The 14,245-nt window shown below is 74.1% G+C and carries 11 protein-coding genes; 10 read left to right on the top strand and 1 reads right to left on the bottom strand.

Annotation, left to right across the window (positions count from 1 at the left end; all coding sequences use genetic code 11):
- The first annotated feature begins 148 nt into the window (after positions 1–148).
- From GR130_RS13205 to GR130_RS13190, 4 genes are all read left to right on the top strand, one after another.
- A complete protein-coding gene (locus GR130_RS13205; protein ID WP_159504907.1) occupies positions 149–1,684 on the top strand; it encodes an FAD-dependent monooxygenase in 1,536 nt (511 codons plus the stop codon).
- Positions 1,685–1,887: 203 nt separating this feature from the next.
- Positions 1,888–2,478 carry a DUF5134 domain-containing protein gene (locus GR130_RS13200; protein ID WP_201304874.1) on the top strand — a complete coding sequence of 197 codons (591 nt, stop codon included), beginning with the start codon at positions 1,888–1,890 and terminating at the stop codon, positions 2,476–2,478.
- Positions 2,479–2,634: 156 nt separating this feature from the next.
- Positions 2,635–3,570, top strand: a complete 936-nt coding sequence (locus GR130_RS13195; protein WP_159504906.1) for a M56 family metallopeptidase — start codon at positions 2,635–2,637, stop codon at positions 3,568–3,570.
- Between the two features lie 32 nt (positions 3,571–3,602).
- Positions 3,603–4,367 (top strand): HAD family hydrolase, encoded by a 765-nt coding sequence (locus GR130_RS13190; protein ID WP_236573001.1) that lies wholly within the window; start codon positions 3,603–3,605, stop codon positions 4,365–4,367.
- Positions 4,368–4,434: 67 nt separating this feature from the next.
- Here the strand turns inward: GR130_RS13190 and GR130_RS13185 are convergent, their stop codons facing one another.
- On the bottom strand, positions 4,435–4,959 hold the full coding sequence (locus tag GR130_RS13185; RefSeq protein ID WP_159504904.1) for an HAD domain-containing protein: 525 nt from the start codon (positions 4,957–4,959) through the stop codon (positions 4,435–4,437).
- Between the two features lie 191 nt (positions 4,960–5,150).
- Here GR130_RS13185 and GR130_RS13180 point away from each other — a divergent pair, with 191 nt between their 5' ends.
- The 6 genes from GR130_RS13180 to GR130_RS13155 all read left to right on the top strand — a co-directional run bounded on the left by GR130_RS13180 (position 5,151) and on the right by GR130_RS13155 (position 13,930).
- Complete coding sequence (locus GR130_RS13180) at positions 5,151–5,927, top strand: SDR family NAD(P)-dependent oxidoreductase (RefSeq protein ID WP_159504903.1); 777 nt, start codon at positions 5,151–5,153, stop codon at positions 5,925–5,927.
- A 384-nt stretch (positions 5,928–6,311) separates the two neighbouring features.
- Positions 6,312–7,595 (top strand): phenylacetate--CoA ligase family protein, encoded by a 1,284-nt coding sequence (locus GR130_RS13175; RefSeq protein ID WP_159504902.1) that lies wholly within the window; start codon positions 6,312–6,314, stop codon positions 7,593–7,595.
- Complete coding sequence (locus tag GR130_RS13170; protein WP_159504901.1) at positions 7,592–8,911, top strand: MFS transporter; 1,320 nt, start codon at positions 7,592–7,594, stop codon at positions 8,909–8,911. Before GR130_RS13175 ends, GR130_RS13170 begins: the two co-directional genes overlap by 4 nt.
- The gene (locus GR130_RS13165) at positions 8,908–10,110 is read left to right on the top strand and encodes a GNAT family N-acetyltransferase (protein WP_159504900.1); all 1,203 of its coding nucleotides are present in this window, start codon (positions 8,908–8,910) and stop codon (positions 10,108–10,110) included. The genes GR130_RS13170 and GR130_RS13165 overlap by 4 nt, the downstream gene beginning before the upstream one ends.
- Positions 10,107–11,273, top strand: a complete 1,167-nt coding sequence (locus GR130_RS13160; protein WP_159504899.1) for a LuxE/PaaK family acyltransferase — start codon at positions 10,107–10,109, stop codon at positions 11,271–11,273. Before GR130_RS13165 ends, GR130_RS13160 begins: the two co-directional genes overlap by 4 nt.
- Entirely contained in the window at positions 11,270–13,930 is a 2,661-nt protein-coding gene (locus GR130_RS13155) for an acyl-CoA reductase (RefSeq protein WP_159504898.1), read from the top strand. Before GR130_RS13160 ends, GR130_RS13155 begins: the two co-directional genes overlap by 4 nt.
- Positions 13,931–14,245 lie beyond the last annotated feature (315 nt).

Here is a 14,245-nt window from a genome sequence, read left to right as displayed (position 1 = left end):
CCACCCCGGAACTCCGTGCCGGAACGGACCCGGAGCAGCCCCGGCGAGGGCTCCGAGCAGGGCCTTCGGCCGGGGTTGCGTCCGGTGCAACTGTGGTCTGCACGGCGGGAACTGGTGGGGAATTCCGGTGGCCGCTAGCGTCCCGGCCATGGGAAATTCCGAACACCTCGGCAGGGAACACGTCAACGTCGTCATCGCGGGCGGCGGGCCGGTCGGGCTGCTGCTGGCCGGCGAACTGCGGCTCCACGGAATCGCGACGCTGGTCCTGGAGCAGGCACAGCCGGGTCAGGGCGAGCCGCGGATGCTCAGCCTGCACGCCCGCACCCTGGAATCCCTGGACCGGCGCGGCCTGTTGAGCGACTTCGCCGCCGCCCAGGACGGCGTCGGGGGCCTGGCGGACTACCGCCGGCGGCTCAACGACCACGGCACGCGCGGCCACTTCGCCGGTATATACCAACTGGGCCGGAACGAGGCGGAGGCCGAGCAGCCGCACGGCCTGATGCTCCCCCGCGAGATCGTCAAGGAACTGCTCGGCAAGCGCGCCGAGGCCCTGGGGGCCGTCGTCCGCCACGGTCAGGAGGTCATCGGGCTGGCGCAGGACGAGGCGGGGGTGACGGTCACCATCCGTACGGCGGAGGGGAGTTACCCGCTGCGCGCGGACTTCCTGGTCGGCTGCGACGGCGGGCGCAGCACCGTCCGCAAGAGCGCCGGTATCGCCTTCCCGGGTACGGGGCCGTCGGTGGTGTCCCGGATGGGCCGCGGGGTGTTCGAGGTCGAGGGCGGGGGCGAGTTGCCGGCCGGCTGGCAGCGGACCGAAGGGGGCTGGTACATGCGGATGCCGGACGGGCGGATCGCGGTCACCGAATGGGAGGTGCCGGACGACCTGGAGAGCCCGGTGACGGTCGAGGAACTGACCGAGAGCATTCACCGGGTCACCGGCCGGCGCGTGACGCTCTCCGCTCCGGAACACGTCACGCGCTTCACCGACAGCGCCCGGCAGGCGAGCCGCTATCGCGCCGGGCGGGTGCTGCTGGCCGGGGACGCGGCGCACATCCACTTCCCCGCCGGGGGCCAGGGCGTGAATCTCGGTATGCAGGACGCGTTCAACCTGGGCTGGAAGCTGGCCGCGCAGTGCCGGGGCGGGGCCCCGGAGGGGCTGCTGGACAGCTACGGCGCGGAGCGGCACCCGGTCGCCGCGCGGGTGCTGCACAACACCCGGGCGCAGGTGGCGCTGATGCGGCCGGGGCCGCAGGTCGACGCGCTGCGGGAGATGTTCGTCGACCTGATGGGCATGGACGAGGTCAACACCTATCTCAGCGAGATCATTTACGGCACCGGCATCCGTTACGGCAGCGCGCCGGACGACCACCCGCTGGTGGGGACGTTCGCCCGCGACCTTTCGCTGACGGCGCCCGGCGGGCCGACCCGGCTGGCCGAACTCCTGCGCCCCGGGCGCCCGTTGCTGCTGGGGCTGAACGGCGGCGGGTCGGCGGCGCTGGACGCCGCCGACCCGTGGTCGGACCGGGTCACTGTGGTACGGGCCGAGGCCGAACGGCCGTATGCCGCGGCGCTGCTGGTGCGCCCGGACGGCTACCTCGCGTGGGCCGCGGAGGGTGCGGTGGACGCGGGGCCGCTGCGGGCCGCGCTCACCGCGTGGTGCGGGCCAAAGCGCGCGGCGGGCTGACCGGAGCGGCGCGCGCCGGTGCGGGGGAGCTCACCGGCCGCCCGGGGTGGCGCCGCGGCCGGCTCCGCACTCCCTGCGCTCCCCGGGTGCGCCCGTGCGCTCCCGTGTGCCGGGGTCCGGACGGGCATCCTGCGGGCGTATCGCACCGACCCTCGCGATCCGGCCGTGATCGCGCTCCGCACGGATCCCCGGGGAGGCGCCCCGTGCACACACCTCCGCTGGTCGGCTGGCTGCTGGTGCTGCTGTGCGCCGGCGCCGGCGCGTACTGCCTGTCCCGTATGCGTACCGGTCCGGCCGCGGTGCGCAGGACGGCGCGCGGCGAGGGCCTGATGGCGTTGGGCATGGCGGTGATGGCGCTGCCCGCGTCCGCCGTGGCGCCGCCCGCGTGGTCGCCCTGGCTGTTCACCGCGGTCTTCGGCCCGGCCGGGCTGTGGGCGCTGGCCCGCCGCCATCTGCACCATGCGGTGGGCATGGCGGCGATGGTCTACATGGCGCTCGCGATGGCCGGTATGAGCGGGGCGCACGGCGCCGGCGGCATGGCCGGGATGGCGGGAATGGCGGGCGCGGGCGGCATGGACGGCATGGGCGGGAGGGCGCATGCGGCCCCGGCCGGGGTGCCGCTGCTGACCGGACTGCTGCTGGCGTACTACGCGGTGTACGTGATCGCCGCCGGGATCCGGCTGGCCCCGGCCATCGGAACGGCCACCGGGGCGGCGGCCGGACCGCCCGTCGTGCTGCGGGCCTGCCAGGTGGCCATGGGTATCGGCATGCTCGCCATGCTGCTGGCGCTGTGAACGCCCGGGCGGAGCCGGGGCATACCGTCCCCGCCGGACCGTGGGGGCCGCACCGCTCCGTATCGGCCACGTGCGACACTTCCGCCACGCGTGGCGTACGTCACATCCTCGGTGCGACCGTACCAACCGGTAGCGGGCCGCTCATAGGGTGACGGCATGATGGTCCCCCTCGCGCTGATGGTTCTCGGCGTGCTGGCCGCGGCCACCGCGCCCCGGCTGATGGCCCGTTCGGACTGGCCCGACCGCGAGCCGGTGCTGGCCCTGTGGGTGTGGCAGTGCGTGGTCGCCGGAGTCCTGCTGTGCTGCGTGCTGGCCATGGCGCTGACCGCCGCCGCCGCGTGGGAGCAGGTCCGCAGCCCGGTGTTCGGACCGGCCCCGCGGGCGGTCGTCGAGGCGTACGCCCTCAACACGTACGGGCCCTGGGCCGGGGTGCTGGCCGTCCTGCTGGCGGGCGGCGGCGCGTGGACGGCGTTCGCGCTGACCCGTGAGGTGGGGGCGGCCCGCGCCCGCCGCCGGCAGCGCCGGGCCGATCTGCTGCGGCGCTCGCCGCTGCTGCCCGGCGAGGACCCCCGCGACGGCCGCCTGGTGGTGCTGGAGGACGGCCGCCCGGGCGCCTGGTGGCTGCACCACTCCTCGCCCCAACTGGTCATCACCACCTCGGCGTTGCAGCGGCTGAAGGGGCGTCAGCTCGATGCGCTGATCGCCCACGAGCAGGGCCATGCCCGGGCCCGGCACGACGTGCTGCTGCACTGCGCGTCGGCGCTGGCCGCCGGCTTCCCGCAGATCCCGGTCTTCGCCGCCTTCCGCGACCAGGTGCACCGGCTGGTCGAGATGGCCGCCGACGATGTCGCCTCACGCCGGTTCGGCCGGGTCACGATAGCGCTCGCCCTGGTCCAACTGAACGAGGACCGCGGGGTGTTCGGCCCCTGCCCGGACCAGCACGCGCAGGTCCCGCAGCGGGTCGACCGGCTGCTGGCCCCGGGCGCCCGCTTCACCCCGGCGCGGCGGCTGCGGCTGACCGCGTGCGCGCTGCTGGTCCCCGCGATCCCGCTGCTGGTGACGTTCATGCCGGGCCTGCGCGCGCTGACCTGACCGACCGCCGCCGACCCGCGAGGATGGCGACCATGACGACGAGCGACGACGACGGCACCCACGGGACCGCGGGCCGGATCCGGGGTGTGCTCTTCGACTTCTCCGGCACCCTGCTCCGTATCGAGCCGGCCGAGTCCTGGCTGCGCGCGGCCCTGGCCGCGGCCGGTGCGGCCGGTGCCGCCGTGCTGGACGACGCCGGGATCGCCCGGCTGGCCGCCGCACTGGAGCGCGCCGGCGCCCTCCCCGGTGGCGCCTCTCCCTCTCTGGCCGAGCTGCCCGCCGGGCTCCGCGCCCTGTGGGAGGTCCGGGACCGCGACGCCCGTTGCCACCGCGCGCTCTACACCGCGCTGGCCCGCCGGGTCCCGCTCCCCCGGCCCGAGTTGCCGGACTCCCTCTACGACGCGCTTTACGACCGCCACCGCACCCCGGACGCCTGGATCCCCTACCCCGACGCCGCCGGGGTGCTGGCGGAACTGCACCGCCGCGGTATCCGCACCGGCGTCGTCAGCAACATCGGCTGGGACCTGCGCCCGGTCCTGCGCGCCCACGGCCTCGACCGCTATCTGGACGCCTGCGTGCTCTCGTACGAACACGGCCGCCAGAAACCCGACCCGGCCCTCTTCGCCCTCGCCTGCCGGGAGCTGGGCCTCGCCCCCGCCGGCGTCCTGATGGTCGGCGACGACCGCACCGCGGACGGCGGCGCCACCGCCCTGGGCTGCGCCTACCTGCCGGTGGACCATCTCCCCGTGGACCGCCGCCCGGACGGGCTGCGGCCGGTGCTGGACCTGGTCGGCTGAGACGGGTGCGGGCACCCGCGCGGCGGGGAGCGCCGTACGGGACCGGCCAGGGTCCACCGGACGGGCGCTACGCCCCCGCCGTCTGCCCCGCCGCCCACTCCCGCAGCACCGCGAAGTCGTCCGGCCGCAGCCCGGTGGCCGGATCGACCCGGTAGGGGAGGGCGGCGCCCGGGTGGTGGCGGGCGATCCACACCGTGTCCCACCGACCGATCTCGTCGTCCACCCAGGCGAACGGCCGCCCGGCCGCGACGTCGACGAGGTGCCGGGTCTTCCAGTGCACACGTTCCGGGTCCCGCCGGTGCAGCCGCGGCCAGTGCACCACGGGCAGTTCCGGCAGGCCCAGCACCGGCGCTATCCAGGCGTTCGCCTCCGCCTGCCAGGTAGTGGCCCAGACCAGCCGGCAACCCAGCCCCATCAGCAGCGGTCCGTGGTCCGGATTCAGCCATACCCACAGCGGCGGGCGCGGCGGTTCCCAGCCGGTGGGGCGCATCCGCAGCGCGGTGTACCCGTCGGGACGCCGGTGCGGCTTCGCCATCCAGGGGTTGAGCGGTCCGTCGACGTCCAGGAACAGGACCGGCAGCGTGGGCTCCATCGCGTGATGATGCCCCCGCCGGGCGCGGAAGCACGTGTTCCGCCGGTCCCGATCGGCGCCGCGCGCCGGCTCCGGGAAGCCGACCGCCCGTCGCGCGGCGGCTTCCGGCGGCCGGCGGGGTGTGTGATCGTCGGGCCACGAGCCGCCCCCGGCCCTACCCCGTTCCGTACCCCGCAGGAGGTCAACCCCCCATGTCCGCCGCCTATCTTGACGCGCTCTTCTCCCTCACCGGCCGCCGGGCCCTGGTCACCGGAGGCAGTTCCGGGATCGGCCGGGCCATCGCCGAGGCGCTGGGCCGCGCCGGGGCCGAGGTGGTCCTGATGGCCCGCCGGGAGGATCCGTTGCGCACCGCCGCCGGGGAGTTGCGGGCGGCGGGCTGCGCGGCGGACTGGGTCGCCGCCGACCTGGGCGACCGGGACGCGCTGCGGGAGGGCGCGGCGGAGGCGGTACGGCGCTTCGGCGAGCCCGACATCCTGGTCCATGCCGCCGGCGTCAACCCCCGTCCGCCGATGGGCGAGTTGAGCACCGCCGACTGGGATCGCACGATGGCCGTCAACCTGGATGCCGCGTTCCTGCTCGGGCAGCGCTTCGGACCCGGGATGGCGGACCGCGGCTGGGGGCGGATCCTGCACATCGCCTCCCAGCAGTCGGTCCGGGCGTTCGGCAACAGCGGTGCGTACGGGGTCTCCAAGGCGGGGCTCGCGGCCCTGACCCGCTCCCAGGCGGAGGCGTGGTCCCGGCACGGCGTGAGCGTCAACGCCCTGGCGCCCGGCTTCGTCCACACCTCGCTCAACGAGGCGGTCTTCGCCGACCCGGTGCGCGCCGAGGCGATGGCCCGCCGCACGATGGCCGGACGCAACGGCGAGCCGGCCGATGTCGCGGGCGCCGCGGTGTTCCTGGCCGGTCCGGGTGCGGCGTATGTGACCGGCCAGACGGTGTTCGTGGACGGCGGCTTCTCGGTCACCTGACGCGCGCCGACGCATGGTTATGCGGATCACGAACTCTTTTTGCAGCTAACGGTGTTCGACATTCGGCCATTCACCGGCATCCGGCCGGCGCGCGCTAAAGCCGCTTGGTGAGGTACGTCACCACGAGCAAAGGAACCGGGTGGATGCGTGGGGCATCCACTGTAATGCGTCTGGTATAAAAAACCCGTTGACGACGGAGTCGGTCGTCACCCGGAACATCGTTCATGACATAACATCACCGATCGAAGCAGTCGCCACCGAATGCCGCTACGAAGAAGCCCCGACCGGGATTCCCGAGCGGCCCGCCGCTGACACCACGCCAAGAACTGGCGCCGCACACCCCGTGGCGCCAGTTCCTTCCGAATGCCAAAAAACAGGAAAGCAATGCCCGTTCAACAATTAACGGAACTCATACGCTTCGTGCGGCGCAACTCGCCCTTCTACCGGGAGCTCTACGCGGGACTCCCCGACCACGTGGACGAGTTGACCGCACTGCCGGTCGTCCCCCAGGACGCATTCTGGCGCGCCAACACCCCGCGCGACAACCGTCTTTTGACCGGACCGCTCGATGAGGCGGTGGTTTTCAAGAGCGGCGGCACCACCGGCTCCCCGAAGTTCTCCGTCTATACCCGTGAGGAATGGCGGGAATTCACCTCCGCGTTCGGCGGCGGACTCGTCGAGGCCGGGCTGCGCCCCGGCCACCGGGTCGCCGACCTCTTCTACGCCGGCGAACTCTATGCGAGCTTCACCTTCATCCTGGATTCCCTCCACCGCGCCCCCGTCGCCAACGTCCGGCTGCCGATAGGAGGCGCCGCACCACTCGAATCAACGGTGCACACGCTGGAGGAATTCGACGTCGATGTCGTCGCCGGCACGACAACGACGCTCTGCACCCTCGCCGACCATCTCGTACGGGCCGGGCGCCAACTTCCCGGCGTGCGGATCCTGTTCTTCGGCGGCGAGGGACTGTACGAGGACCAGCGGCCGCTGCTCCGCAGGGCGTTCCCGCGGGCGCAGGCCCGCTCCATCGGCTACGCCGGTGTCGACTCCGGGCTTCTCGGCCAGGCCGTACCGGGCGCCGACCCCCGCGTCCACCGGGCGTTCACGCCGCACACCGTCGTCGAGATCCTGGACGAGAACACCGGCGAGCCCCTCACCCGTGAGGGCGTCGCGGGCCGCGTCGTCGTCACCGACCTGCGCCGGCGGCTGATGCCCGTCATCCGCTACCCCGTCGGCGACCGGGCCGAATGGACCGACGCCGACGCCGGGCACTTCCGGATCCTCGGCCGGGCCGAGGAAGGCGTGCGCATCGGTGCGGTGTCCCTCTACACCCAGGACGTGCACGACCTGGTGCGCGCCGCCGACCCGACCGGCCTGGTGATCGGCATCCAGCTCGTGGTGCGCCGCTGGGAGGGCCGGGACGGGCTGGTCCTGCGGCTGGCCGTCGACGGGGATCCGGCCGGCGGCGACGCCGAGCAGGCGGGGCTCGGGCATCTGGCGGGCGCCGTCGCCAAGGAGATCCTCGCGGCCCGGCAGATGTACGCCGAGGAGGTCGAGGCGGCTCGCATCCACCCGCTGGCCGTGGAGTGGGTCCGGCACGGCGAGCTGGTCGTCAACCCGCGCACCGGCAAGCTGAAGCGGGTCATCGACGAACGGCCGCACTCATGACGCCGGTTGCGGCCCCGCGCCGCCTGCCGGTCGTGCTGCGCAACCGGGCCTTCGGTGCCGTCTGGGCCGCGCAGGTGCTCACCCAGGCCGCGGGCCGGATGTTCCAGGTCGGCGTGGTGTGGTGGCTGGTCGGCCACGCCGCCGGCGGGGAGGGCGACCGGGGCCTGGCGTCGGGGGTGTTCCTCGCGGTGAGCACGCTGCCCGCGGTGGCGCTCGCCCCGCTGGTGGCCACCGTCATCGCGCGCTGCCGGCACCGCACGGTGCTGGGTTCGGCCGCCGCCGTGGCGGGCCTGGTGGCCGCCGCCACCGCCGGCTGGACGTACGCGGCCTCGCCCCCGGCGGTCGTCGCCTACGGGGCCGCGCTGCTGCTGGCGGGCTGCCAGGCTCTCTTCGACCCGTGCCTGACCACCTCGGTCCCCGAACTCGTCGACGACGCCGACATCGAGGCCGCGACCGGGTTCGAACTCGCCACCCAGTCCCTGGCCGGCCTGGCCGGCGGGCTGCTCGGACCGCTCGTCGTGGACGCCTGGGACCTGACGGGCATCGTCTCCGGATGCGCCGGTGCGTACCTCGCCGCCGCCGCGCTGGTGGCCCTCACCCGCTTCCCGCGCGGGACCGCGGTGGGGGACGCGGACGCCCCGTCCGGCGATGCGGCGTCCCGGCGGACGCTCCGTCAGATCCTGGCCGACCACCCCTTCATCCGGCGGGTGCTGCTCTGCTTCGCCGCGGTGAACCTCTTCACCACCGCGATCTACGTTGTCATGCCCCTGTATACGCGGTCCGTGCTGCACGCCCACGGTTCCACCGTGGCCGCGCTGGAAGCGGCCCTGGGCATCGGCACGCTCATCGGGTCGTTCACCGGCGCGCGGCTGCCGGGATCGGCCACCACGCTCGGCGGGGCCTGCCTGGCGCTGACGGCCGCGGCCCTCGGCACGCCCGGCGTGTTCGCCGACCGGACCGCGGCCGTCGCGGCCCTGGTCGTCGCGGGCTGGTGCGTGGGAGCCATCGGGGTGCGGTTCGTCGCGCTGTTCCAGCGGCTGGTCCCGGCAGAGGACAAGCCGGGCTTCTTCGCCATGATGCAGGCGCTGCTCGGCGCGACCTTCCCACTGTCCTCACTGGTCTTCGGCGCGCTCGGCGACCACCTCTCGCCGCGGACCCTGTGCCTGCTCCAGGCCGTCGGGCTGGTTCCGCTCGCCGTGGCGCTGTGGTGGTCCGGCAGGCGTACGACGGCCCCACCGGACGCGACCGCCGATGCCGCCCCGACGGCGTCCGCCACCGCCGCGCCCGCCAACGTGCCGCTGGAGGAAGCCCGATGACCGCCACGATCCTGCCGGCCACGCCCCAGGACATCGCCGAACTCCGGCAGTTGTACTTCGACGTGTACGGCCACGGCTATCCGGTGGCCCTCGGCAGCGACCCCACCGAGATGCACCGCCTGATCACCGACCCGCACTGCCACTGGCTCACCGCGCGCCGGGCCGACACCGGCGAACTGGCCGGGTCCGTGGTCGTGCAGACCGACCGGGGCAACCGCGTCGGCAAGCTCGTCGGCCTCGCGGTGCACCCGCGCCACCGCCAGCACGGGCTGGCGGGCCGGCTGACCGGTGCGGTCACCGCCGACGCGTTCGCGACCGGTGCGCTGGACTCCGTCCACACCACCGTCCGCATGGTCACCCAGGCCCCGCAGCGCGTCGTCGCCCGCAACGGATACCGGCCCCTGGGCCTGCTGCCCAACGCCGCGGACGTGTCCGGCTGCGAGACCCTGGCCCTGTTCGCCTGCTACGCCCCCGGGGTCCTCGACCGCCGGGAGCCGGTCGCCGCCGTACCGGGGGCGCTGCTGCCGCTGCTCGGCGCCGCCGAGGAGAGCACCGGGATCTCGTACGCGGCCGGGGGGCTCCCCCTCGCCGCCGCGGAGCCGTCCGCACCGCTGAGCCCCGGCGGCGGCACGGCCCCGGGGGCGCTGCTGGCCCCTCCCGCGGCCCCGCACACCAAGACCCGTACGCCGATGGAAGTGATCACCGCGCCCGGCTTCGTCCGCCGCCGCTTCCGCGACCGCTTCCCCGACCCCGCGGGCGCCTACTCCCCGCTGCGCACCCCGAACACCGTACTGACGCCGCCGGACGGCGAGTTCGAGATCTACGCCGACCTCGACCAGGCGGCGGGCAGCTGCGCCCTGGTCGCGGTGCAGCCGTCCGCGTCGGCCGCCACCGCGGCTCTCGACTCGGTCATGGCCGCGCTCGGCCGGGCCGGCGCCGACTACGTCGAGACGCTGGTGCCGCTGTCCGACACGGCCGGGCTGCACGCGTTCCTCGCCGCCGGTTTCGTGCCCAGCGCGGGCTATCCGGCCATGCGCCGGATCGGCGACCGCTTCCACGACTACGTCGTCCTCTCCCGTACCGACCGCCAGATCGACTTCCGGACCACGGCCGTCAGCCCGCTGCTCCAGCCCTACCTGAGCGCGTACCTGACCGCCTGGGCGTCGACCTACCTGCCCCACCACGAGGTTGTCCGATGAACCCGCATCTCGCTCCCGTCGAGGTCCCCGACCCGGTGGCCCTCGCCGCCGTCCAGCGCCTGTGCGACATCCCGTCGCCCTACACCGACGGCCCGGAGGCGGACGCCCTGTTCGCCGCCGCGATGGCCGAGTCCCACGCCTGGCACGCGGACCGCTCCCCGCTCTACCGCTCCCTCCTCGCCGACACCCCGGAGGCCCCGGCCGCCACCGTCGGCGAGCGGACCCGCACCCCGCTGCTGCACGCCAACTTCTTCAAGCGGCACGAGGTGCTCTCCGTCCCGCGCGACGAGGTCTTCCTGCACCTCACCTCGTCCGGTACCACCGGACAGAAGTCGCAGATGTTCTACGACCGGTGGACCATCCGCTCCGCGCAGCGCATGGTGGCCCGCATCTTCGAGCACTACGGCTGGATCACCCCCGACCAGCCCGTCAACTACCTGCTCTACAGCTACGAGCCCGCCCCCGAGGTGCGCCTGGGCACCTCCTTCACCGACAACTACCTGTGCGACTTCGCCCCCGCGCGGCACACCACGCACGCCCTGCGGCACACCGGCAGCGGCCACGAGTTCGACGTGCACGGCTGCATCGCCGCCCTCCGGCGCTACGCCGACGACGGCCTGCCGGTACGGATCCTGGGCTTCCCGGCCTTCCTGCACTTCACCCTGGAGCGGATGCGCGCCGCCGGCCTGCCGCCGCTCCAGCTCCCGCCCGGGTCGCTGGTGGTGCTCGGCGGCGGCTGGAAGGGCCACGCCGACCGGCAGATCGCCAAGGAGGACTTCTACGCCGAGGTGACCCGGCAGCTCGGCATCCCCCCGGAGCGGATCCGGGACACCTACGGCTCCGTCGAGCACTGCGTGCCCTACATCGAGTGCGCACACCACCGGCTGCACGTACCGGTCTGGTCCCGTGCCGCCGTACGGGACACCCGCACCCTCCAGCCGCTGCCCTACGGGGAGCCGGGCTACCTGCACCTGGTCTCCCCGTACATCACCTCCGTCCCGGCGCAGAGCGTCGTGATGGGGGACCTGGCCTCACTGCACCCGGGGGACGCCTGCGGCTGCCCCCTGGCCACCCCGTGGTTCACGATCCACGGCCGCGCCGGGGTGAGCCGCAACCGCAGCTGCGCGGTGGCCGCCGCGGAACTCCTGAAGGGAATGGCATGATCTCCGAACCCCACTTCTGGCAGGGCTCGTTCATCGGTGACGCCGAGGCCGCCGAGCGGCTCGCGGAGCTGCCCGCCCTCGTCGCCCGCGTCCTGGCCGAGCCGCTGTCCACCGAGACCGTCCTGACGGCCTGCGACACCCTCAGCCGCGCCCTGCGCACCCCGGACGGCGCGGTCCGCACCCGGCTCATGGGCCACCTGACGGGCGCCGCGGGCACCAGCGGTACGGAGCACGGCGACGTTGCGCCCGCCGGGCACGAGGAAGCCGCCGCGACCCTCGCCGAGATCGCGGACGCCCTCGCCCGGCCGGCCCTCGAACGCAAGCTGCGGCGCGAACTCGGCGGACCGCGCCCCGAACGCCTCACCCGCCCCGACGCGCGCGAGACGACCTACGAGGCATGGGCGCCGGTGGGCCTGCTCGTCCACATCGCGCCCGGCAACGCCGCGGCGGTCGCCCCGCTGAGCGTCGTGGAAGGCCTCCTCGCCGGCAACGTGAACGTCCTCAAGACCAGCAGCGCCGACACCCCGCTCCCCCTGCAGCTGCTCGCCGAGCTGGCCGCCGCCGACCCCACCGGGGCCGTCGGCCGCCGGATCGTCGCACTGCGCTTCCCCTCCAGCCGCCAGGACCTGATGCGGCTGATGTGCGCGCCGGCGGACGCGGTGGCCGTATGGGGCGGCGAGGACGCCGTGGAGGGCGTCGCGGCCCTGGTTCCCCCCGGGTGCCGGCTCGTCGAATGGGGCCACAAGATCTCGTTCGCGTATCTGGCCCGCGACGCCTGGACGGACCGGACCGCCCTGGCCGCGCTCGCCGCCGACGTCTGCCGGTTCGAGCAGCAGGCGTGCTCCAGCCCCCAGGTCGTCTACCTCGACACCGGGACCGACGAGACCGGGGCCGACGACACCACGACCGGCGACGCCGGCACCCCGGGCGCCTCCCCCTCCGCTGAACTCTTCGCCTTCGCCGAGGAGTTCGCCGCCGTACTGGACGAGGTCTCCGCGAAGTTCCCGGTGCCGGCGGGCGCCGCCGGCGGGACCGAGCGGGCCGACCTGGCGCGCGCGGCCGAGCAGGCCGAGATCACCACCACCGAGCTGGTCGCCCGCGCCGAGCAGCACCTGGGGCTGACCAAGGTCGTCACCGCCGGCGACGGCAGCTGGCGGGTCTTCGCCGACACCCGCCCGGCCCTCGCCGCCTCCCCCCTCCACCGCACCGTCTGGATCAAACCGCTGCCCCGCCGCGAGATCACCGCGACGCTGCGGCCGATGCGCCGCTACCTCCAGACCGCCTCGGTGGGCGGCAGCCGTACCGACATCGCCGCGCTGGCAAGGACGTTGATCACCGCGGGCGTCCAGCGCGTCACCCCGCTCGGCGCCATGCTCGACAGCTACCACGGCGAGCCCCACGACGGCGTCTACGCCCTCCAGCGCTACAGCCGGCGGGTCAGCGTGCAGGCCACCGGCGCGGAGTTCGCCGCGACCCCGTGCCTCGACGACCTGGTCTCCGCCGCCGCCCCGCCCGCCGCGCCCACCGGCCCGCTGATGGACAAGGCGGCGGCGCAGGACCAACTGCGCTCCCTCGCACCGGAGCACGCCCAGCTGTACTTCCGCAGCGGCGGGACCACCGGCGCCCCCGCGCTGTCCGTCTTCACCTGCGACGACTACGACACGCAGATGCGCGCCTCGGCGCACGGCCTGCTCGCCGCGGGCTTCGACCCGGCCCACGACCGCGCCGCCAACCTCTTCTTCTGCGGCGGCATGTACGGCAGCTTCATCAGCTTCTTCTCCATCCTGGAGCGCCTCGACGCCACCCAGATCCCGATGGCCGCCGGCCCCGACCACGAGGCGATAGCGGAAGCCCTCGTCACCTACCGGGTCGACACCCTCTTCGGGATGCCGTCGTACCTGTGGCAGCTGTTCCACACCCAGGGCGAGCGGCTGCGCTCCTACGGCGGCATCCGCAAGGTGTTCTACGGCGGCGAGCACTTCACGAGTGAGCAACGCCGCATCCTCACCGAGACGTTCGGCGTGGAACTCATCCGCTCCGCCGCCTACGGAAGCACCGACCTGGGCCCGCTCGGCTACCAGTGCACCCATGCCCACGGCACGGTGCACCACGTCCTGACCGACCTGCACACCCTGGAGATCCTCGACCCGCAGCACGACCGCCCGGTCCCCGCCGGGCAGCCCGGCCGGCTGGTCTTCACCACCCGCACCAGAGCCGGCCAGCGCCTGGAGCGCTACGAGATCGGCGACCTGGGCCGGGCCGTCGACGGTGTGTGCCCCTGCGGCAGCCACACCCCCCGCATCGAACTCCTCGGCCGCTACGGCGACGTGTTCCGCATGGGCACCTACCACTTCAACTACCGCCGCTTCACCCAGGTCGCCGAGGAGCACCTCGGCTACCGCGGCGAGGTGCAGCTCGTGCTGACCTCGGCGGCCGACCGCGAGCACCTCACCGTGCGCCTGGACAGCCGGTACGCACCGGACCCTGACGAGGCCCGTACGGCGCTGCTCGACCGGATCCCCGAACTCGGCGCGGCGGCCGGCACGGAGACGCTCCTGACCTGCACGGTCGAGACCGCCCCCATCGACGCCTTCGAGCGCACCCCCACCAGCGGCAAGCTCCGCACCGTCATCGACCGCCGCACCACAACGAACTGACGGCACATCACTTCACTGGCCCGCCCGGTCCACCACTCATCCGACGCCCGGTCCGCCGCTCGTGCGCTGGACCGGGCGTCGGGCTGCTTCGGCCTCGATGGCCGAGGGCACGGACCGGGGTCGGCACGACGCGATGTCGGCACGACGCGAGGTCGGCACGACGTGATGGAGCCGGACCCCGGAGCGGTCCGGCAGCTCGTCGAACCGGCAGCTCCGCACATCAGCAGCTCCTCGACCCCGCCGGCCGTGCGGCGCACCGGGTCGCTCCGGTACCGGAGCGCGCGGCCAGGTCCTGGGAGGTGCCCGGCCCGTCCG

The organism is Streptomyces sp. GS7, assembly GCF_009834125.1.
Lineage (GTDB): Bacteria > Actinomycetota > Actinomycetes > Streptomycetales > Streptomycetaceae > Streptomyces.
Note: the sequence above shows the minus strand (reverse complement) of the source record. Positions and strands in the feature narration are given on the sequence as shown.